This window comes from Streptomyces sp. NPDC003036, assembly GCF_040611175.1.
Taxonomy (GTDB): Bacteria; Actinomycetota; Actinomycetes; order Streptomycetales; family Streptomycetaceae; genus Streptomyces.
This window is the reverse complement of the sequence record NZ_JBEXNO010000010.1, coordinates 34,548-54,901: the sequence shown is the minus strand read 5'-3', so window position 1 is coordinate 54,901 and position 20,354 is coordinate 34,548. Positions and strand designations below refer to the sequence as shown.

The 20,354-nt window shown below is 72.9% G+C and carries 20 protein-coding genes; 13 read left to right on the top strand and 7 right to left on the bottom strand.

The window, feature by feature from the left end:
• The first annotated feature begins 122 nt into the window (after positions 1–122).
• Both ABZX67_RS09895 and ABZX67_RS09890 read left to right on the top strand, forming a co-directional pair.
• A complete protein-coding gene (locus ABZX67_RS09895) occupies positions 123–395 on the top strand; it encodes a hypothetical protein (RefSeq protein WP_355356757.1) in 273 nt (90 codons plus the stop codon).
• Positions 396–465: 70 nt separating this feature from the next.
• Positions 466–732, top strand: a complete 267-nt coding sequence (locus ABZX67_RS09890; RefSeq protein ID WP_355356755.1) for an antitoxin — start codon at positions 466–468, stop codon at positions 730–732.
• A gap of 117 nt (positions 733–849) precedes the next feature.
• On the opposite strand, the gene ABZX67_RS09885 is transcribed toward ABZX67_RS09890, so the two are convergent.
• Complete coding sequence (locus tag ABZX67_RS09885) at positions 850–1,566, bottom strand: class III extradiol dioxygenase subunit B-like domain-containing protein (protein WP_355356753.1); 717 nt, start codon at positions 1,564–1,566, stop codon at positions 850–852.
• A gap of 81 nt (positions 1,567–1,647) precedes the next feature.
• On the bottom strand, positions 1,648–3,165 hold the full coding sequence (gene miaB, locus ABZX67_RS09880; RefSeq protein WP_355356751.1) for a tRNA (N6-isopentenyl adenosine(37)-C2)-methylthiotransferase MiaB: 1,518 nt from the start codon (positions 3,163–3,165) through the stop codon (positions 1,648–1,650).
• A 210-nt stretch (positions 3,166–3,375) separates the two neighbouring features.
• On the opposite strand from miaB, the gene ABZX67_RS09875 reads away from it, so the two are divergent.
• The 3 genes from ABZX67_RS09875 to ABZX67_RS09865 all read left to right on the top strand — a co-directional run bounded on the left by ABZX67_RS09875 (position 3,376) and on the right by ABZX67_RS09865 (position 7,119).
• The gene (locus ABZX67_RS09875) at positions 3,376–3,612 is read left to right on the top strand and encodes an acyl carrier protein (RefSeq protein WP_355356749.1); all 237 of its coding nucleotides are present in this window, start codon (positions 3,376–3,378) and stop codon (positions 3,610–3,612) included.
• Positions 3,612–4,880 carry a wax ester/triacylglycerol synthase domain-containing protein gene (locus tag ABZX67_RS09870; protein WP_355356747.1) on the top strand — a complete coding sequence of 423 codons (1,269 nt, stop codon included), beginning with the start codon at positions 3,612–3,614 and terminating at the stop codon, positions 4,878–4,880. The genes ABZX67_RS09875 and ABZX67_RS09870 overlap by 1 nt, the downstream gene beginning before the upstream one ends.
• A 67-nt stretch (positions 4,881–4,947) precedes the next feature.
• Positions 4,948–7,119, top strand: coding sequence for an MMPL family transporter (locus ABZX67_RS09865; protein ID WP_355356745.1), 2,172 nt, complete (start codon positions 4,948–4,950; stop codon positions 7,117–7,119).
• On the opposite strand, the gene ABZX67_RS09860 is transcribed toward ABZX67_RS09865, so the two are convergent.
• The 3 genes from ABZX67_RS09860 to ABZX67_RS09850 form a co-directional block, all read right to left on the bottom strand.
• The gene (locus ABZX67_RS09860; protein WP_355356743.1) at positions 7,049–7,747 is read right to left on the bottom strand and encodes a histidine phosphatase family protein; all 699 of its coding nucleotides are present in this window, start codon (positions 7,745–7,747) and stop codon (positions 7,049–7,051) included. The two genes, ABZX67_RS09865 and ABZX67_RS09860, sit on opposite strands and share 71 nt — an antisense overlap.
• A 43-nt stretch (positions 7,748–7,790) precedes the next feature.
• Complete coding sequence (locus ABZX67_RS09855; RefSeq protein WP_355356741.1) at positions 7,791–8,546, bottom strand: class I SAM-dependent methyltransferase; 756 nt, start codon at positions 8,544–8,546, stop codon at positions 7,791–7,793.
• A gap of 63 nt (positions 8,547–8,609) precedes the next feature.
• On the bottom strand, positions 8,610–9,884 hold the full coding sequence (locus ABZX67_RS09850) for a BtaA family protein (RefSeq protein WP_355356739.1): 1,275 nt from the start codon (positions 9,882–9,884) through the stop codon (positions 8,610–8,612).
• 267 nt (positions 9,885–10,151) lie between these two features.
• Between ABZX67_RS09850 and ABZX67_RS09845 the strand changes: the two genes are divergently transcribed.
• The 3 genes from ABZX67_RS09845 (at position 10,152) to ABZX67_RS09835 (ending at position 12,336) form a co-directional block, all read left to right on the top strand.
• Positions 10,152–10,325 carry a hypothetical protein gene (locus tag ABZX67_RS09845; protein WP_355356737.1) on the top strand — a complete coding sequence of 58 codons (174 nt, stop codon included), beginning with the start codon at positions 10,152–10,154 and terminating at the stop codon, positions 10,323–10,325.
• 10 nt (positions 10,326–10,335) lie between these two features.
• Positions 10,336–11,220, top strand: coding sequence for a methyltransferase domain-containing protein (locus tag ABZX67_RS09840; RefSeq protein ID WP_355356735.1), 885 nt, complete (start codon positions 10,336–10,338; stop codon positions 11,218–11,220).
• A gap of 117 nt (positions 11,221–11,337) precedes the next feature.
• The gene (locus tag ABZX67_RS09835; protein WP_355356733.1) at positions 11,338–12,336 is read left to right on the top strand and encodes a TAXI family TRAP transporter solute-binding subunit; all 999 of its coding nucleotides are present in this window, start codon (positions 11,338–11,340) and stop codon (positions 12,334–12,336) included.
• A gap of 43 nt (positions 12,337–12,379) precedes the next feature.
• On the opposite strand, the gene ABZX67_RS09830 is transcribed toward ABZX67_RS09835, so the two are convergent.
• Both ABZX67_RS09830 and ABZX67_RS09825 read right to left on the bottom strand, forming a co-directional pair.
• Positions 12,380–13,771, bottom strand: a complete 1,392-nt coding sequence (locus tag ABZX67_RS09830; protein WP_355356731.1) for a HAMP domain-containing sensor histidine kinase — start codon at positions 13,769–13,771, stop codon at positions 12,380–12,382.
• A gap of 12 nt (positions 13,772–13,783) precedes the next feature.
• Positions 13,784–14,629 carry a response regulator transcription factor gene (locus ABZX67_RS09825; protein WP_355356729.1) on the bottom strand — a complete coding sequence of 282 codons (846 nt, stop codon included), beginning with the start codon at positions 14,627–14,629 and terminating at the stop codon, positions 13,784–13,786.
• A gap of 252 nt (positions 14,630–14,881) precedes the next feature.
• On the opposite strand from ABZX67_RS09825, the gene ABZX67_RS09820 reads away from it, so the two are divergent.
• The 5 genes from ABZX67_RS09820 (at position 14,882) to ABZX67_RS09800 (ending at position 20,341) form a co-directional block, all read left to right on the top strand.
• The gene (locus ABZX67_RS09820; RefSeq protein ID WP_355356727.1) at positions 14,882–15,667 is read left to right on the top strand and encodes an amino acid ABC transporter ATP-binding protein; all 786 of its coding nucleotides are present in this window, start codon (positions 14,882–14,884) and stop codon (positions 15,665–15,667) included.
• Between the two features lie 157 nt (positions 15,668–15,824).
• On the top strand, positions 15,825–16,745 hold the full coding sequence (locus ABZX67_RS09815) for a glutamate ABC transporter substrate-binding protein (protein ID WP_355356725.1): 921 nt from the start codon (positions 15,825–15,827) through the stop codon (positions 16,743–16,745).
• A 165-nt stretch (positions 16,746–16,910) separates the two neighbouring features.
• Complete coding sequence (locus tag ABZX67_RS09810; RefSeq protein WP_355356723.1) at positions 16,911–17,558, top strand: amino acid ABC transporter permease; 648 nt, start codon at positions 16,911–16,913, stop codon at positions 17,556–17,558.
• Positions 17,555–18,499 carry an amino acid ABC transporter permease gene (locus ABZX67_RS09805; RefSeq protein WP_355356721.1) on the top strand — a complete coding sequence of 315 codons (945 nt, stop codon included), beginning with the start codon at positions 17,555–17,557 and terminating at the stop codon, positions 18,497–18,499. The genes ABZX67_RS09810 and ABZX67_RS09805 overlap by 4 nt, the downstream gene beginning before the upstream one ends.
• Before the next feature lie 189 nt (positions 18,500–18,688).
• Positions 18,689–20,341, top strand: coding sequence for an FAD-dependent monooxygenase (locus tag ABZX67_RS09800; RefSeq protein ID WP_355356719.1), 1,653 nt, complete (start codon positions 18,689–18,691; stop codon positions 20,339–20,341).
• Positions 20,342–20,354 lie beyond the last annotated feature (13 nt).

Here is a 20,354-nt window from a genome sequence, read left to right as displayed (position 1 = left end):
GGCGTCGTTGCCTGTTGCGAGGTTCCGACCGCCGGTTTTCAGGACCGGCTCCACCGGGCGACGCAATGGGACGCTCCGGACGGCGCGGAATTTCGCCCACACGAGTACGCTATGGAGTAGACATGGGCGTTTTTGCATGGTTTCGCCGGAAGGGTGAGGAGTCTGCCGCGGCATCGACCGAGGAGACGGCGGCCGCTCCGGTGACCGCCGACACCGACACCGCCGCGCAGACGGCGGCGGAGACCGAGGCGGCGGCCGAGGTCACCGAGGCGGCGGAGACGACCGGGGCGGAACCGGCGCCCGAGGCCGCGGGCGGCGAAGGGGTGGAGATCCCCAAGCAGCAGTCGGCCGAGGAGGCGGCGGACAACGAAGCCGGTGAAGGCGCGCGTAAGTAGAGCCGGAGCGGGAAGCCGCACCACGGCGGCGGCATCGCGGCCGGGCGGCGACTGACGAGGGACGGTGACCATGGGCTTCCTGGATCAGATGAAGGCCAAGCTCGCCCCTGCCAAGGAGAAGGTCCAGGACCTCGCGCACCAGCACGAGGGACGGATCGACCAGGGGTTCGACAAGGTCGCGCGGATGGTCGACCAGAGGACCAAGGGCAAGTACAGCGACAAGATCCAGTCCGGTACGGGCAAGGCCAAGGACGCCTTGGGCCGGTTCGCCCACAAGGACGAGGGTGACGCCGCGCCGCCGCCACCGCCACCGCCACCGCCGGGTTCCACCTCCTGACCCCGCCCCACGGACGCGTACACGCACCCCAGCGGCAGCGGAGAGACGGCAGCACGGCGACGGCGGACGGCCGCGGAGCACGACTCCGCGGCCGTCCGCCGTCGTGCTGCGTCGCCCCTACGACCAGGCGGCGACGAAGTAGCCGACGCCGTACGGCGCGTCCTCGTGGAGCAGGCGGCCCTCCAGGCCGGCGCCCTCCGCCGCGGCCGCCAGGACCTGCCAAGGAGCGCGCCCCGCCGCCTTCAGCTCGTAGGCGAGGTGCTCGTCCAGCGCCGCGAGGGCGGCGGTGTCCGCCGTGCCCAGGGCCCGGGCGGCCGCCTCGTCGAAGCCGGCGGCGCGGTCGTCGAGGTAGCCCGGCGCCTTGAGCGAACGGCACGCGCTGCCGTCGCCCATCACGAGCAGGGCGACCCGATCGGCGTGGGCGGCGAGGTCGCGGCCCGCGTCGGCGCAGCGCGCCGGCGAAAGGCGCACCCCCACGGCCAGGCCCTCGACGGGTGCGCCGGCCCAGTCGACCCGTGCCAGCAGCCAGGCCCCGACGGCGAGGGAAGCGGGCAGCCGCCGGTCCTCCGCGCGCGCGGCGCCGCCGTGCCCCAGCCGTACGCCGAGGTCGACGCCGAAGCCCCGGAAGTCGCCCACCGCGCCGGCCGCGTACCGCTCCATCGTGTCACCCTCGGCCGGGCCCACCACGAACAGCCGGTCCGGGCGCGCGGCGGCGAGCACCGCAAGCGCGTCGGAGCAGGCCGTGCGCGCGGCGTCGAGTTCGGGCGCGGCCCCGGCGGCGACGTCGGGGACCAGGAGCGGGGGGCAGGGGCAGACGGCCGCGGCGACAAGCATGATCCGCAGCGTAGCCGCTGCACCCCGGCGACAGCGGCCCAGGTCAGGCGGACACCGTGTGGGTCGGCAGACCGGTGTGGGTCAGCCGACCGCGCAGTCTCCGGTGACGGGCGGCAGCGGGGCCGGGACGCCGATCTGGGGCAGGCCCAGCATCACACCGGCCGGCTTGGCCGCCTCGGCGGCGTTGCGCTTCTCCCAGGCGTCGCCCGCGCGGGTGCGGCGTACGCGGGTGGTGGGGCCCTCGGCCAGCAGGTGGTGCGGGGCCGCGTAGGTGATGCCGACGGTCACCACGTCGCCCGGACGCACCTCCTGCTCCGGCTTGGTGAAGTGCACCAGGCGGTTGTCGGGGGCGCGGCCCGACAGGCGGTGGGTGGTGTCGTCCTTGCGGCCCTCGCCCTCGGCGACCATGACCTCCAGCGTCCGGCCGACCTGCTTCTTGTTCTCCTCCCAGGAGATCTCCTCCTGGAGGGCGACCAGGCGCATGTACCGGTCCTGCACGACCTCCTTGGGGATCTGCCCGTCCATGGTCGCCGCCGGGGTACCGGGGCGCTTGGAGTACTGGAAGGTGAAGGCCTGCGCGAAGCGGGCCTCGCGCACCACGTGGAGGGTCTGCTCGAAGTCCTCCTCGGTCTCGCCGGGGAAGCCCACGATGATGTCGGTGGAGATCGCGGCGTGCGGGATGGCCTCCCGTACCTTGCTGATGATCCCCAGGAAGCGGTCCTGCCGGTAGGAGCGGCGCATCGCCTTCAGGACGGTGTCCGAGCCGGACTGCAGCGGCATGTGCAGCTGCGGCATCACGTTGGGGGTCTCGGCCATCGCCGCGATCACGTCGTCCGTGAAGTCGCGGGGGTGCGGCGAGGTGAAGCGCACGCGCTCCAGGCCCTCGATGGTGCCGCAGGCCCGCAGCAGCTTGGAGAAGGCCTCGCGGTCACCGATGTCGGAGCCGTACGCGTTCACGTTCTGGCCGAGCAGGGTGATCTCGGAGACGCCCTCGGCGACCAGCGCCTCGATCTCGGCGAGGATGTCGCCGGGGCGGCGGTCCTTCTCCTTGCCGCGCAGCGCGGGGACGATGCAGAAGGTGCAGGTGTTGTTGCAGCCGACGGAGATGGACACCCAGGCGGCGTACGCGGACTCGCGCCGGGTCGGCAGCGTCGACGGGAACGCCTCCAGCGACTCGGCGATCTCGATCTGCGCCTCCTCCTGGATCCGCGCGCGCTCCAGGAGCACCGGCAGCTTGCCGATGTTGTGCGTACCGAAGACGACGTCGACCCACGGCGCCTTCTTCACGATGGTGTCGCGGTCCTTCTGGGCCAGACAGCCGCCGACGGCGATCTGCATGCCGGGCCGCTCCGCCTTCCTCGGGGCGAGCCGCCCGAGGTTGCCGTACAGCTTGTTGTCGGCGTTCTCCCGCACCGCGCAGGTGTTGAAGACGACGACGTCGGCGTCACCGTCGGAGCCCTCGGGCGCGCGGACGTAGCCCGCCTCCTCCAGCAGCCCGGAGAGGCGCTCGGAGTCGTGGACGTTCATCTGGCACCCGTAGGTGCGGATCTCATAGGTCTTGGACGCGCCCACGGCAAGGCTCCGGTCGATGCTGGTCATTCCTCCAGGGTAAGGGGGCGCCGGGCGAGCCCCGTCCCGAGCCGGTCGGCGGGCGGCCGGGGACCGGCCGGGGGCGCCTTCCGCCGTCCGAGTACAGGATCCCGGGCGATTGCGAACATGCCGGGCCGGGTGCCGGGCACGGCCCTCGGCCGTGTGGAAAGTTGGCGCTTTCCAGAAGTGGACCCACACCGGTGAGCGCAGAGGAGAACCATGTACGAATGGCTGCGGGAGACCATGGCCGGCACGCTGCACCTGCCGGTCGACCTGATCCGGCCGGACGCCACGGTGGAGGAGGCCGGCCTCGACTCGCTCGCCGTGACGGAGCTGGTGCTCATCGCCCAGGACGAGCTCGGGATCAGCGTCGACGAGAGCCGGCTGACCGACCTGAGGACGGTCGGCGACATCGCCGACTTCCTGCAGCGCCACGCCCAGCCCGTCGCGGGCTGATGAGCGGGACCGGCGGGGTCGCCGCCTACCCGGCGGTGGACGAGGTCATTCGCGCCATGGAGGGCCCCGACCAGGGCCACTACCTGCACATCGGAGCCGTACTGGAGCTGGAAGGGCCCGTTCCGGAGCTCGCCGCCGTACGGGAGCACGTACGCGGGCGCCTGCCGTTCCTGCCGCTGCTCTCCCTGTCCGTGACGGGGGACGCCGGGGACGAGGGGCCGGACCTCGGCCGGCACGTTCGCGAACTGCGCGTGGAGCGGCGGGAGACGGCGTACGACGCGCTGCTCAACGCCGACGCTCCGTGTCCGCGGCGGCCCTGGGGCGTGTGGCTGGTGCACGGGTACGAGGAGAACCGGTTCCTGCTGTGCTACCGCGGACACCACGCGTTGCACGACGGCGTGAGCCTGGCCTGGGTGATGCAGCGGCTCTTCCGGACCAGACCGCCCGCCGAGGCCGTGCCCCCGGCGGGCGGTTCGTACGCGCCGGACCTCTCCGCGCGGATCGGCGGCCATGCGCGCAACGCGCTCGAATCCGTACGGCTGTTCCTGCCGGCCTCGCGCCGGCCGCTGCTGGAGGGGCCCCGGGAAGGGCGGCGGGTGCTGTCCGCCGTGACCGTGCCGGTGAGCCGGTTGCGGACGGCGGCCGCCGGCCTCGGCTGCTCGGTGCTCGACATCCACCTCAGCGCCCTGTCGTACGCGGCGCAGCGGACGGACACCACCGGCTGGACCCGGGAGGGGCCGCGCGCACGGGGCATCGGACTGCCCATCGCGCTGGGCCCGGTGGGCTCCTCCACCGCGGCCTGCCCCGCCTATGCGGGCAACCGCTTCTCCGTCGCCGTGGTGGACGTGCCGTGGGAGGAGGCGGACCTGCGGCGCCGCGCGCGGCTGCTGTCCCGGCGTACCGCCCGCTACAAGGATCCCGCTCTCAGGTGGGCGAAGGGCGACGCGCTCGTCCGGCTCGACGCGCGGCGCACGAGGAGCCTGTCGGAGCGGGTCTTCGCGCGCTGCGGAGTGCAGACCACGGTGCTCACGCAGACGGCCGACTTCGGGCTCGGCGGCTGCCGCGCCCTGGCCCTCACCGGCCTGAACTGCCTGCCCGCCCACTTCCCGTACCAGCCCGTGCTGACCATCTGGCGCTCCCAGGCCACCTGCGCGTTCACCGCCGACGCCGCCGTGCCGGCGGCGCGGGAGCTGGCGGGGTACTGGCACGAGGCGCTGGACCGGCTGGCACCGGAGGCCACCGCCCCGGCGCCCTCCGTCGGGGGGTAGAGCCCTGCGCGCCGATCCGCTGGGCGCTCTGGCCCGGCTCGTACTGCGTTTCCCCGTCCGTACGCTCGTGCTGACGCTGTGCGCCCTGGTGGCGGCCGGAGTGGCGGGCGTGGGGGTGGGCGACCGGCTGTACCACGGCGGTACGACCCCGCCGGGCGCGGAAGCGGCGCGGGCCGAGCACGCGCTGTCCACGGCCTTCCGGAGCGGTGTGCCGACGGTGACGCTGGTGGCCACGGCGGCCGCCGGGTCGGTGGACGACCCCGCGGCCGTACGCGCCGGAACGCGGCTCGTCGCGCGGGCGCGCGCGCTGCCGAAGGTGGTGGCGGTGCGCTCCTACTGGACGGAGCGGCCGATCTCGCTGCGCGGCCGCGACGGACGCTCGGCGCTGGTGCTGCTGCGGATCGCGACCAGCGAGGGCACCGCCCACCGGGACGTCGAGCCGCTGCTGCGCGAGCTCACCGGCCGCCACGGGCCGCTGGACGTGGCGGCGACGGGGCCGACCCCGGTGGGGCTGGCCATCGAGCGGCAGAGCCGGCTGGACCTCCAGCGCATGGAGCTGCTGGCCGCGCCGCTGACCGCCGCCGTGCTGGTGGTGGTCTTCGGGGGTGTCGTGGCCGCCGGGCTGGCCCTGGTGGTCGGGCTGGCGGCGGTGGTGGGCAGCGCGGCGGTGCTCAGCGGGCTCGCCGGCTTCACCACCGTCTCCGTGATCGCCCTCAACCTGACGACCGCGCTCGGTTTCGCCCTGGCGGTCGACTTCAGCCTCTTCATGCTGGCCCGCTACCGGGAGGAGCGGGAGCGGACGGCGAGCCTCCACGACGCGCTGCTGGAGACCGTGCGCACCACCGGCCGGACGGTGGTGTGCTCGGCCCTGACGGTGATGGCCAGCATGGCGGCGCTGCTCGTCTTCCCGCTCGACATGCTCCGTTCCATCGCGTACGGGGGGATGGCCGTGGTGGCGCTCAGCGGGCTGCTGGCGCTCACCGCGCTGCCCGCGGCGCTGCTCCTGCTGGGCCCCCGCATCGACCGGCTGTCGCTGCGCCGGCGCCGCGGCGGTACCGCGCGGCCGGCCGCCGCCGCGCCGGAGAAGGGCCGCTGGTACCGGCTGGCCGACGGGGTGATGCGGCGGCCCGTGCCGGTGGTCCTCGTCCTGGGCACGCTGCTGGCGGCGCTGGTCCTGCCGTTCGCCGACGCCCGCTTCGGCACGTTCGACGACCGGGCGCTGCCGGAGGGTTCGCCGACGCGGCAGGCGACGGAGACGCTGCGACGGGACTTCGACCACCACGCCGTCAACCCCGTGCAGGTGGTCCTGCCCGGCCTCGACGCGCACCGCGCGCGGGAGGCCGCGGCGCTGGACGCGTACGCCCGCCGCCTGTCCCGGCTGGAGCACGTGACCCGGGTGGAGACCGTCACCGGCATCTACCGCCACGGCCGGCTGCTCGGCCCCACGCATCCCCAGGTGGGGTACGCCTCCCCCGCCGGTACCTGGGCGGCGGTCGTCACGGACATCGGGCCGCACGCCGAGGAGGGCGCGGCGGTGGTACGGGCGGTGCGGAAGACCTCGGCGCCGGGGCCGGTCATGGTGGGCGGCACGCAGGCGTGGCTGGCCGATCTGCAGGACAGCATCCGCGCGGGCCTGGTTCCGGCACTGGTGCTGATCACCGTGGTCACACTGGCGCTGCTGGCCTGGTGCACGCGGAGCGTCGTGCTGCCGCTGAAGGCGTTCCTGCTCAACGTCCTCAGTCTGAGCGCGGCCTTCGGGGTGATGGTGCTCGTCTTCCAGCAGGGCTTCCTGCGCGGCCTGCTGGGCGGCTTCGCGGTGACGGGCGTGACGGACACGCTCGTACCGATCCTGGTGCTGTGCGTGGCCTTCGGGCTGTCGATGGACTACGAGGTGCTGCTGCTGTCGCGTGCGGTGGAGGAGCACGCGGCGGGGGCCTCCACGCGGGTGGCCGTCGCGCGGGCCGTGCAGCGCACGGCCGGGCTGTTCACCGCCTCGGCCGTGGTCGTCATCGTCGTCATGGCGGCGCTGGCGGCCTCCGGGCTGCTGCTGCTGAAGGTGGTGGGCGTCAGCCTGGCCGTGGCGGTGTTCGTCGACGCCACCCTCATCCGGCTGCTGCTGGCGCCCGCGCTGATGGCGCTGCTCGGCCGCGCCAACTGGTGGCTGCCGGTCAGAAGGACACCGACGGACGCGAGACCCGAGCCGGAGCCGGAGCCGGAACCGGCTCCTGAGCCGGTGTAGTCGAGGCGAGGGTGGGGGTGGGGGTGGCCAGGTTCCCGCCCGTCCAGGACAGCGCGTGCCAGCCGTCCTCCGGGGTGCCCTCCAGGACGACCATGCCCGTGTTGGGCAGCTCATGCGCGGCGGCGAAGGGGACGGACACGTTGTGCGCCCGGGCGGCCGCCCACACACGAATCGCCGAGCCGTGGCCCACCAGCACGGCGGTGGCGGCGCCCGAGGCGGCGGCCTCGGCGACGACCGCGTCGAAGCGGGCGAGGAACTCGGCTCCGTCCTCCGCGCCCGGCATGCGCGGCTCCGTCCGCCCGGCGGCCCAGGCCACGGCGACCGTGCGGTAGCGGGTGATCCCCTCGGCGTCGCAGCACCCCTCCAGGACACCGGCCTCGATCTCGCGGATGCCGTCCCGGACGCGTACCTCCAGCCCCCGCGCGGCGGCGAGCGGGGCGGCTGTCTGCCGGGCGCGCGTGAGGGTGGACGCGTACAGCACGTCGATGTCCTCGCCGGCCAGCGCGGCGGGCAGGGCGGCGGCCTGCCGCCGGCCCACGTCGTCCAGGGCGGCGCCCGGGGCCGCGGTGTCGAGGACGTGGGTCCGGTTGGCGTCGGTACGGCCGTGGCGGATCAGGAGCATGCGCATGGGCGGCGCCCTTCGGGTCGGCTCTTCGGGTCGGCTCTTCTGGTCAGGTCTCTGGTCGGGTCTTCGCGTCGGGCTTGGTTCCGAGGAAGAGGTAGAACGGCGCGCGCGCCCCGAGGTAAGGGACCCGGCCCAGCCGTTCGTCCAGCCGGACGGTGGCGAACCGCTCCCGCAGGTACGGAAGGTGGTCCGCGGAGAGGAAGACGTTGTTGTGGCTGAACCAGGCGGGCCACACGTGCCGCCGCCACGCCGCGTGCCGTACGGCGCCGTCGGCGGGGTGCTTGCGGGAGACGTAGAAGTCGCAGACCGCGATCGTGCCGCCCGGCCTGAGGAGGGAGCGGGCGTGGTCCACGGCCGCGAACCAGTCGGGCATCATCGTCAGCGCGTAACTGAACACGACGACGTCCACGGGCCCGTCCGAGGGTCGGTAGTCGGTGGCGTTCGCGTGGACCGCCTCCACGTTGCGCCAGCGGTTGCGGTGGATCCGTTCGCGCGCCACCTCCAGCATGGACGCCGACACGTCCACGACCGTGATGCGCGCGCACCGCTCCCGGCGGTCGGCGGCGAGGTACTCGAGGTTGTTCCCGGTGCCGCCGCCCAGGTCGACCAGTCGGCTGCCGGGTTCGAGGGGCAGCATCTCCATCAGGTCGCGGCGGCCGTGCAGCAGCCGGTTCTCGCGGAAGGCGTCGTAGAGGTGTGCCGTGGGCCCGTAGAAGGACTCCATGCGGTCGGCGGGCGTCGCGCCCTCGACGCGGGGGAAGGCCATGTGGCGGACGATCCGCACATGGGAGCTGAGACGCAAGAAGCGCTCCCTTCGGGCTCGGGCGGCGGGCCTCAGGCCTCGGGCCTCACCGGGCGTCGGGCTTCACGGCAGGTCGGCGATGTGGAAGCTGCCGTACGTGTGCACGCGGTCCCGCTCGTGCAGCCGGGCGGCGAGCTGGGGGTGGCGGTCCAGCAGGTCGGGAAGGTGCTGCGTACGGCCCTCGCGGCGGACGCGTACCGGGTCCAGGTAGCGCGTGTGCAGGCCGGCGCTGCGGTAGATCACGCGCGCGCCGGGCCGGGCCGTGTCGACGATGGCCTGCCACTCGTCGGCGAGCGCGGCCTGGTCGCGCCAGCCCATCCAGTCCATGTGGTCCAGCAAGACGAACTTGGAGACGCCGCCGGGCCCGTCGGCAGCCGGTGCCATGCTCCGCAGGCACGACGTGACCGTCGACGTACGCAGCTCCAGACGGGGCAGGAGCTCGCGCAGCCGCCCGAAGTTGTGTGCCCGCAGGTACTCGGGACAACACGTGGGCGTGTAGGAGCCGGAGATGTAGGCGCGCCAGAAGTAGTTGTCCACGATGGGCATGCGGCCGAAGACCGCCTCGAAGCCGTCGTGGATGAGCCGGGCGGTGCCGCCGGGATACTCCTCGGTGATCTCGCGGCGCTGCTGCGGCGGTACGCCGACGAAGCTCAGCGCGAGCGGCTGCGCGGCCAGCCGCGCCACCGTCCACAGCGGCCCCCGCAGCCGTGCCTCGTAGATCTCCCGCTGCCGGTCGAGGGTGGGCGCCTCCAGCAGCGCGTCGAGGTGCCGGCCGACCCCCTGGAAGCGGTGCGTGAAGAGCACGAGGCTCTTCGCCAGCAGGCCGGAGGTGCCGCGGTAGTAGAAGGAGCGGCGCCAGCCGCGGCCGGCGAAGGCCTCGATGTAGCCGTCCCAGAACCGGCGTGACGGCGGCGAGAGTTCGGCGCGCAGGGCGTCGCCGTACATCTCGCGCGCGCGGGGCGAGCGGCCGGTGCCGAAGAGCTCGAAGAACTCCGCGTGGTTCAGGTTCCGTACGGCGGCCGTCTTCAGCTCCAGCAGCGCGGTCTGGCGCGGGTTGACGTCGACCGCCGTGACCCGGCCCGCCCCGGCGAGCAGGTAATCCAGGGCGTTGCACCCGGCGCTGGTGATGACCAGGACGTGGTCGTCGGGCCCGAGGTCCAGGGCCGCGCGGTCGAGCGCCGGGTCCTCCCAGCACGCGTTGTACACGAGGTTGCGGTCGTGCAGCGCGGTGAACATCCGCCCGGTCAGCGCGCCGCCCGCGCGGGGCGCGGGCAGGGGAGGCCGGCGGGTCCCGGCGGCGGGCGTCACGACGGCACCGGCAGATGAGTACGAGGCCATGGCACTCACCATGCGGGATGAAGGGCGCCCGACCGCGCAGAGGCACCCGGTTTCCCCCGCATGGCCGACCGCCGACGGTGACTCACTAGGCCGTGCGAGGGGCATGTCCTTCCTCGTCGGGCCGGTGCGTCCGCCGCACCGGCCGGCCCGGTGGACGATCGGGGCGGCCGCCGCACACGTGGCGGGGGGACGGAACGGAGGGACAGGACCGCTATGGGAACCGCTATGGGAACGAAACCACGGCCGCGCGTGACCCCGGTGGGAATCATGACGACCGCCGTGGCCGCGCTGGTCGTGGTCACCTTCGTGGCGACGCGCGGTGCCGGCACGGGTGCCCGCACCACCCGCACCACCCGATTCTCCCGACTCACTCGATCCACCGGCGCCGCCGCCCGCAGGAGGCGGCGGCCGCATCCCCTGCTGCTCATTCCGACCGCGTAGGACGGTGCCCATGGCAACCACGAACACCACCCAGTTCTACCGGCGCTCCGTCCTGCCGTACTACAGGCGGCTCGGCTCCCGCTGGGGATACGCCATGCTCCTGGGGCGCACCCGGCACTTCGGGTGGTACGAGCCCGGCCAGTCGCCGTGGGGTTTCGCCGCCTCCATGCGGCGCATGGAGGTCACCACGGCCCGGAAACTGGCGCTGCCGGCCGGCTCCCACGTCCTGGACGCGGGGTGCGGGGTCGGTGACGTGGCCCGGACCGTCGCGGCGGAGGGCGGGCTGCGGGTGACGGGCATCGACGGCATCGAGACCGACGTCGCCCTCGCCCGCCGCCGTACCGCCGCCGCCCGGGCTTCCCGGGTTTCCGGGGGTTCCCGGGACACGGATCCCGCGACCCGGTTCCTGGTGGCCGACTACCACGCGCTGCCGTTCGCGGACGGCTCCTTCGACGGGCTCTACACCATGGAGTCCTTCGTCCACTCCGCCGATCCGCGCCGCGCGCTGGCGGAGTTCTTCCGGGTCGTACGGCCCGGGGGGCGGCTGGTGATGTCCGAGTACTCACGGACCCCGAGCGCGGAACTCACCCCGCGGGCCGAGCGGGTCCTGACGGACGTCTGCGAGCTCGCGGCGATGCCGGGGATGATGATGCTGCCCCACGGCCGCCTCGAGGCGCTCCTGGGCGAGGCGGGCTTCGCGGTCGAGTCCGTCACGGACGCCACCGCCCACGTCCTGCCGATGCTGCGCGCCTTCTCCCTCCTCGGGCGGGTGCCGTACGCGGTGGCGCGGGGCGTGGGGCGCGGCCATGCGCTGGTCAACGCGATGAGCGGGGTCGAGCTGTACCGGCACCAGGAGACGTGGCGGTACGGCATCACCACCGCCGTACGGCCCTGAAACCGCACAGCCCGTGGCGCCCGGCCTGTGCAGCACCCGGCCCGGCCCGCCTGCGCGGAGGCACCTCCGTACGGGCGGGCCTGGCCATGACGGGAGCGGGCTGGCAGGATCGCGCCCATGGTCCAGGCCCTGTCCCGCATCAGCCGCCGCCGCGCCCTCGAGGGGTCGGCCGCGGCGGTCACGGCGCTGGCGCTGCTCCTGTGGTGGTCCGCGCCGGACGAGGAGGCGGCCCCGCGCGGAAAGGTCACCTTCAGCACCGGTGTACCGAGCGGGGTCTACCACCGCTACGGCGCGCTGCTGGAGGAGGCTCTCGCCCAGAACGTGCCCGATGTGCGGATACGTCTTCTGACCAGTGAGGGTTCGCAGCAGAACCTGACGCGGGTCGCCTCCGGGGAGGCGGATTTCACCATCGCGACGGCCGACGCGGTCGCCACGCACCTCCGCGACGGCCGGCCCGGCGCGAAAGGGCTGCGGGGCTGTGCGCGGCTGTACGACGACTACGTGCAGCTGGTGGTGCCGAAGTCGTCCACCGTGCGCTCGACGCGCGACCTGCGCGGGCTGCGGATCGGGGTGGGGCAGCAGGGCTCGGGCGTGCGGCTGCTGGCCAACCGGATCCTGAAGGCGTCGGGGCTGGACCCGGCGCGGGACATCGTGCCGATGTCCGCCGGTATCGACACCATGCCCGGGCTGCTGGAGACCGACCGGCTGGACGCCTTCTTCTGGTCGGGCGGCCTGCCGACCAGCGCCGTACAGCTCCTGTCGGAGCGCTTCCCGATCCGGCTCGTACCGCTGGAGAAGGAGCTGGTGGACCGGGTGCACGCGCAGGGCGGCACCAGCCGGTACTACCGCTCCGCGGCGATACCCGCCGACGCCTACGCCCGGGTGCAGGCGGGCCGCCCGGTCGAGACCGTGGCGGTGGCGAACCTGCTGGTGACCACGGACCGTACGGATCCGGCGCTGACGGAGGCGTTCACCCGTACGGTCATCCGCAGCCGGGACCGGATCGGGCGTGAGGTGCACCCGGCGCAGCTGGTGGACCTGCGCACGGCGATCTACACCGACCCCTTGCCGCTGCACGAGGGCGCCCGGCGCTACTACCGCTCCGTCAAGCCCTGATCGCTCCTCCGGCGATGCCGGTCAGTAGGGGCTGAGTGGGGGCTCAGTGGGGGGCGCTGCGCGGGACGGCGACCGTGACGCGCAGGCCGTGCGGGTCGTGATGGGCGTACGTGATCGAGCCGCCGCCCGCCGCGAGCAGGGCGCGGGAGATGGACAGGCCGAGGCCGGAGCCCTTGACGTTCTGGTGGCGGTTGCTGCGCCAGAAGCGGTCGCCGACGCGGGCCAGCTCGTCGTCGGTCAGGCCCGGGCCCCGGTCGGTGACCACGACCGTGGAGCGTTCCCCGTCGGCGGCGACGGTGACGGTGACCTCCTCCCCGGCCGGGGTGAACTTCAGCGCGTTGTCGATCACGGCGTCGAGGGCGCTGGACAGCGCGACCGGGTCGGCCCAGGCGGTGACGGCGGGCGTGGACCCCGTCAGGTGGACGCCCTTCTCGTCGGCGAGCGCCCGCCAGGCGTCGAGCCGCTCGGCCGTCAGCGCGCCGATGTCGGTGAGCCGCAGGTCTGCGGAGGCGTGCTCGGCCAGCGCCAGGTCCAGCAGGTCGTCCAGGACCTGGGCCAGGCGCTTGCCCTCCGTGCGTACGGAGGCGATCTCCTCGTTGCCGGGGGGCAGTTCGAGGGCGAGCAGCTCGATGCGCAGCAGCAGGGCGGCGAGCGGGTTGCGCAGCTGGTGCGAGGCGTCGGCGACGAAAGCGCGCTGCTGCTCCAGGACCTCCTCGACGTTGTCGGCCATCTCGTTGAAGGAGCGGGCCAGGCGGCGCAGTTCGGGCGGCCCGCCGGCCGCCGCGACACGCGAGTTCAGCCGCCCGGTCGCGATGTCGTGGGTGGCCGCGTCCAGGACGCGTACGGGTTTGAGCACCCACCCGGTGAGCCGGAACGCGGCGCCGACCGCCAGCAGCATCGCCGCCGACTCGCCGGCCGCGATCAGCAGCCAGCCGTGCAGGATGCGGGAGCGCAGCGGCCCGGTCGGCGAATCGGTGACCACGACGGCGACGACGTCCCCGTCCCGTACGACGGGCGAGGCGACCGCGAGCCGGGCGTTCGGCTGCCAGGGCAGGACCTGCGGCGGGTTGTGGCTGCGGCGGCCCAGCAGGGCCTCGCGGAAGGCGCGGCGGGGCTCGCCGTCCCCCGGGATGGTCCAGTTCCGGGGGGCGCGGGCCATGGCGGTGCCGTCGCGGTAGAAGACGCCGGCGTGGATCCCGTACACCTCGTGGTACCGGGCGAGTTCGCCCTCGAGGGTGGCCTTGCGCTCGTCGATGCCGGGTCCGCTCTCGGTGACGAACTGGGCGAGCGCGGCGAAGCGCGCGGTGTCGTCGATGCGGTCGACCACGACGGTCTGCTGGCGCGCGGCGGCCAGGCTGCCCGCGAGCGGGAAGCCGAGCGCGAGCAGCACGCCCGCCATGAGGACGATGAGGAGCGGAAGGAGGCGGGTGCGCACAGGTCAGGGGGGTTACGCGGCCGGGGCGACCAGGCGGTAGCCGACGCCGCGCACGGTCTCGATGAGGGCGGGCATCCGCAGCTTGGCGCGCAGGGACGCCACGTGCACCTCCAGGGTGCGGCCGGTCCCCTCCCAGCTGGTGCGCCACACCTCGCTGATGATCTGCTCGCGGCGGAAGACGACGCCGGGGCGCTGTGCGAGGAGGGCGAGGAGGTCGAACTCCTTGCGCGTGAGCTGGATCACCGTGCCGTCCACGCTGACCCGGCGGGTGGGCACCTCGATGACGACGGCGCCGAGCTGCAGGGGCGGGACCTCCCCGGGGACGCCGGCCGTGCCCTGCGGTCCGTGGCCGTCGTCGCCGCTCGCGCCCGCAGCGGTCGCGCCGTTGTCGGTGCCGGTGGTGCCGGTGGCGCCGGCGCCCGTGGTGGCGGTACGGCGGCTGACGGCGTGGATGCGGGCGAGCAACTCGCCCGTGTCGTACGGCTTGACGACGTAGTCGTCGGCGCCGAGGTTCAGGCCGTGGATGCGGGAGCGCACGTCGGCGCGCGCGGTGACCATGATGACCGGGGCCGTGGTGAGCTTCCGGATCTTGCCGCAGACCTGGTAGCCGTCCTGGTCGGGCAGGCCGAGATCGAGCAGCACGACATCGAAGGGGCCGCGTGCGGTGCCGGCCCCCGCGGCGCCGTTGCCCGCGGCGGGGGCCCCGGTGCCGGGGCCAGTGGCTGCCGCGGCGGGCAGGACGGCCTGGAGCGCCTCCTCGCCGTTGCGGGCGTGCGTGACGTGGAAGCCGTGCTTCCTGAGGATGGCGGCGAGGGCCGCGGCGACATGGTCGTCGTCCTCGACAAGCAGCAGTCTCATGGGCCCCCCTCCTGAAGGTGCGTACGCGTGGGTTACCAGGGCATGAACGCCGATACCGGCCATGCCCGTCAAGAGCCTTCCCGCCGCACCGCGGTTTCCGTTACCCACCCGTACTGCAGGATGCCTGCCCGTTCACGCATGGTGTCCGGTTGCAGCCGGATCGTTATGCTCAATTTCAGCTCAGATGTAATGACGCTGGTCGCACCGCGTGCTTAATGTCCTCCCAACCGAGGAGGACGGAGCAAGAAGCCGATGAGCGGAGTGTCAGTGACCAAGGGCGCGGAGGATGCCGCACCGACGGCGAGCGACCTGGTCGTGCTGAGCAACGTCAACAAGCACTTCGGCGCGCTGCATGTGCTCCAGGACATCGACCTGACCATCGCCCGTGGCGAGGTCGTGGTCGTCATCGGACCGTCCGGGTCCGGGAAGTCCACGCTGTGCCGCACCATCAACCGCCTGGAGACGATCGACTCCGGCACGATCACCATCGACGGCAAGCCGCTGCCCCAGGAGGGCAAGGAGCTCGCCCGGCTCCGCGCGGACGTCGGCATGGTCTTCCAGTCGTTCAACCTCTTCGCGCACAAGACCGTGCTGGAGAACGTCATGCTGGGCCAGGTCAAGGTCCGCAAGGCGGACAAGCGCGTGGCGGAGGAGAAGGCCCGGACCCTGCTCGACCGCGTGGGCGTCGGCTCGCAGGCCGACAAGTACCCGGCACAGCTCTCCGGCGGGCAGCAGCAACGCGTGGCGATCGCCCGGGCGTTGGCCATGGACCCGAAGGTCATGCTCTTCGACGAGCCGACCTCGGCGCTCGACCCCGAGATGATCAACGAGGTCCTCGAGGTGATGCAGCAGCTGGCGCGCGACGGGATGACGATGGTGGTCGTCACCCACGAGATGGGGTTCGCGCGCTCGGCCGCCAACCGCGTCGTCTTCATGGCGGACGGCCGGATCGTCGAGGAGGCGTCGCCCGAGCAGTTCTTCAGCAGTCCGCGCAGCGACCGGGCCAAGGACTTCCTGTCGAAGATCCTCCACCACTGATGGCCGGGGCCACCGACGGCCGGCGCCACTGACGGCCGGGATCACTGATGGCCACGATCACTGATGGCCAGGATCACTGATGGCCAGGATCACTGATGGCCAGGATCTTCGTACGACGCCTGGCGACCAACGAACCACGACTCAAGGGATGTTCACCATGAAGCTCCGCAAGACGGCGGCCGTGGCCGTCGCTGTGCTCGCGCTGACCGCGACCGCCTGCGGCGGCAAGGGGGGCTCCGCCGGCGACAAGCCGAGCGGTGTGCAGCCGGGCGCGTCGAACGCGCCGGCCCTGCCGAAGTACATCGTCGCCACGGACGTGAACCTCGACTCGCCCACCTTCAAGGCGGCCAAGGAGCGCGGCAAGCTGATCATCGGCTCCAAGGCCGACCAGCCGTACCTCGGCTTCGAGGACCAGGCGACCAAGCAGCGTTCCGGCTTCGACATCGAGATCGCCAAGATGATCGCCGCCGACCTGGGCTTCACCGAGAACCAGATCGAGTGGAAGACCGTCGACTCCAGCACCCGCGAGACCGCGATCTCCAAGGGCCAGGTCGACTACTACGTCGGTACGTACACGATCAACGACAAGCGCAAGGCGCTGGTCGGCTTCGCGGGTCCGTACTACAAGGCCGGCGCCGACCTCCTCGTGCGCAAGGACGAGACCTCGATCACCGGCCCGGACACCGTCAAGGGCAAGAAGGTCTGCTCCATCAAGGGCTCCACCCCGCTGCAGGAGATCAAGAAGCCGCAGTACGGCGCCCAGGCCACCGAGCTCGCCAAGTACTCGGACTGCGTCCAGCAGCTGCTCACCAAGCAGGTCGACGCCCTGACGACGGACGACGCGATCCTCAAGGGCTACGCCGCGCAGAACCCGGCCAAGCTGAAGGTCATCGGCAAGCCGTTCACCGAGGAGCCGTACGGCGTGGGCCTCAACAAGGACGACAAGGTCCTGCGCGAGGCGATCAACAAGTCGCTGGAGAACCGCGTCAAGGACGGCACGTACAAGAAGATCTACGAGGCGACCCTCGGCCTGTCCGGCTCCGCCTACACCGAGCCGCCGGCGATCGTCCGCTACTGATCACCACAGCTCCGGCTGTGCCTGCTGTAGCGCCCCGTACGCCGCGCGTGCGGGGCGCTACAGCCCTTGCTCACCCGAGCCGCCCAAGTCACCCAAGTCACCCAAGTCACCCAAGTCACCCAAGACCGTTGCCCGTAAGCCGCTGACCGCCGACGCGGAGACCTCATGAACGTACTGCTGGACTATTTCCCGGATTTCCGTGACGGCTTCATAGGAACCGTGTCGATCACCCTCGTCAGCTCGGTCATCGCGCTGGTCCTCGGCATCGTCATCGCCGGCTTCCGGGTCTCGCCCGTCCCGCCGCTGCGCTTCTTCGGCACCCTCTGGGTCACCCTGCTGCGCAACACGCCGCTGACGCTGCTCTTCCTGGTCTCCTTCTTCGTCGTCCCGGAGATCCTCTTCCCGGGCATGAGCCCCTTCCTCCTGGGCGCGCTCGCGCTCGGCTTCTACACGTCCGCCTTCATCTGCGAGGCCGTGCGGTCGGGCATCAGCACCGTGCCCGTCGGGCAGGCCGAGGCCGCCCGCTCGCTCGGCATGACGTTCAGCCAGACCCTCCGCATGATCGTGCTGCCGCAGGCCACCCGGACCGTGCTGCCGCCGCTGAGCTCCATCTTCATCGCGCTCACCAAGAACTCGGCCATCGCCGGCGCCTTCAGCGTCGCCGACCTCTTCGGCTGGCAGAAGCTCATGAGCGAGCAGGGTTACGACATCGCGCCCATCTTCCTCTGGGTCGCCCTGGGCTACCTGGTCATCACCTTCACCATCAGCGGCATCTTCCGCCTGCTGGAGAGCCGCATGGGAGTCGCCCGATGAGCGCCAGCGTTCTCTACGACGCGCCCGGTCCCAAGGCCGTCGTCCGCAACCGCGTCTACGCCGTCGTCGGCTCGCTCGCCATCCTCGCGCTGATCGCCGTCAGCGTCGTACGGCTGAGCGAGAAGGGGCATCTCGCCTATGAGATGTGGGACATCTTCAACTACACGGGCATCCGGCAGAACATCCTCGACGGCATCGTCGCGACCCTGAAGGCGTTCGGCATCGCGGCGGTCGGCTCGCTGCTGCTCGGGGTGGTCCTGGCGGTCGGCCGGCTCTCCGACCACAAGCCGGTCCGGTGGCTGGCGACCGGTTTCATCGAGCTGTTCCGCTCCATCCCGCTGCTGATCACGATCTACGCCGTGTGGGTCGGCTTCCTGACCGACTACTCGATGTGGGCGCTGGCGATCGGTCTGTCGATCTACAACGGCTGTGTCCAGGCCGAGGTGCTGCGCGCCGGCATCAACGCCGTACCGAAGGGCCAGCGTGAGGCCGCGTACGCGCTCGGCATGAGCAAGACGCAGGTCATGACCACGGTGCTGATGCCGCAGGCCGTCCGCTCCATGCTGCCGACGATCATCAGCCAGCTGGTGGTCACGCTCAAGGACACCTCGCTCGGCTTCATCATCCTCTACCCCGAGCTGCTCAACTCGGCGCGGCTGATCGCCTCGAACACGCAGGTCAACGGGCAGTACCCGTACGTCTCGACGATCGTGGTCGTCGGCGCGATCTACGTGGCGATGTGCCTGGCGCTGTCGGCGCTGGCCACCTGGATCGAGAAGCGCGGGCGCCGTGCCAAGACCGGCATCGGGATGGCCTCGGCCGCCGAGCCGGCGTCCGCCACCGTGCTCAGCGCGGAGGCCGGTCAGGCGGGCGGCAGCACGGTCATCATGGGGATGCCTCCGGGTGGGGGCGATAGCGCCGGCGGGACCGGCTCGTCGTAGCGCTGGACCGTATGGCTTGTGAGGGCAGTGGCGTTCGCGTCGCTGCCCTCGTCGCTTGACGCAAGCACCGGCAGTGGGTTGCATACGTTGTGTGATCACCTCGCGCCCGGCTCCGGCCGCTTGTCCCGCCCTTTCCGATGTGTGTGCTGTTCCCGGTGCTCGTGGGGTCGATGGTCCTGGAGTCACGCCGTGGACCCGGTGATCGTGGTCGGCGCGGGCCCGGTCGGGCTCGCGCTGTCCCTCGCGCTGGCGGCGCGGGGCGTCCCCTCCGTCGTACTGGACGAGGGCCCCGGCGCGGACGAACCGCGCGCGGCCAGGACCGCCGTGCTGCGCCCGGACACGGCGGGGTTCGTGGAGCGCCTCGGGTGCACGACCGTACGGGACGAGGGGGCCCGCTGGAGCGGTTGGCGGTCGATGCGGCGCAAGCAGGAGACGCGGCACGTGCTCTTCGCGGAGCGCGCGGAACCGTTCGCCCCGGACGGGGAGGCCGACCCGGTCTCGCCGCTGCACATGGCCCAGCACGCCCTGGCGCGCGGGCTGCGGGAGGCCATTGCCGCGCTGCCGCGGCCGGGGCTGGTGCGGGTGGTCGCGCACAGCCGGGTGGACGCGGTCGAGCAGGACTCCGACGGCGTCACCGTGCACACGCGCGGGCCCGAGTCGACCTGGTGGCGCGGCAGTTACCTGGTCGGCTGCGACGGAGCCCGCTCCACCGTGCGCAAGCTGCTGGGGGTGCGCTTCCCCGGGCGTACGGCGGTCGAGCGCCACGCCGTCGCCACCCTGCGCACCGAACTGCCCTGGCCCGGCGAGGGGCTGCTGCACCGTCAGCCGCCGTGGCGCGGCGCGGGCGAGGAGGTGACGGCGCGGCCGCTTCCGGGCGGCACGTGGCGGCTGGACTGGCTGCTGCCGCCGCGCGGCGACCTGGTGACGCCCGACGCGCTGGTCGCGCGGATCCGCGAGACGCTGGGCGGCTGGTGCGGCCGCACCCCGGCGTACGACCTGATCGACACGGGCGTCTACACGCTGCACCACCGGCTCGCCAAGCGGTGGCGCGTGGAGCGGGCCTTCCTCGCCGGGGACGCGGCCCATCTGCTGGGGGCGCTCGGTACGCAGGCGCTGGACGAGGGGCTGCGGGACGTCGACAACCTGGCCTGGAAGCTGGCGCTGGCCTGGCACCACGGCGCCTCGGAGGCGCTGCTCGACAGCTACCAGGACGAGCGGCGCACCGCGGTCGCGGCGCGGCTGCGGGCCGCCGACCAGTCGCTCCCGGTGCTGCGGGGCGCCGGCGGGCTGCGCACGTACCTGCGGGGCGGCGGGCACGACGCGCTGCTGACGGACGGCCACGTGGGGCACGGGCCGCTCGGCGCGCCCCCCGCGTACCCGCACTCCCCCCTCGCGCCTCCGTACGCCGAGGGGCACGTGGCCGTGGGCACACCGCCGGGCGCGCCGGTCGCCGACGTGCGGGTGACGGCGCCGGAGGACGGCACGACCGGGCGGCTGCGCGACCGGCTGGGGCGGGGCCGCCTGCTGGTGGTGCTGGTCGCGCCCGGGACGGGCGTGTGGGACCGGCGGCACTGGATGACCGCGGGGGTGATGCCCCGGCTCGCGGCGGCGGTGGAGGCGCTGCCGGTCGCCGGCGAGCTGCTGGTCACGGAGGCGTATCCGGGGGCCGCCGCGCACACCGTGCTGCTGGTGCGGCCCGACGGGCATCTGGCGGCGGCGTTCGCCGGGGTGCGGCCGGAGGAGCTGCGTGAGGCGGCCGACGCGGTACGGGGCGGCGCCCCGGGAGCGGTACGGCGCGACCGGACGGCCGCGGACGCGGACGCGGCGTTCAGCCGCGGTTGACGGTCGATTGACC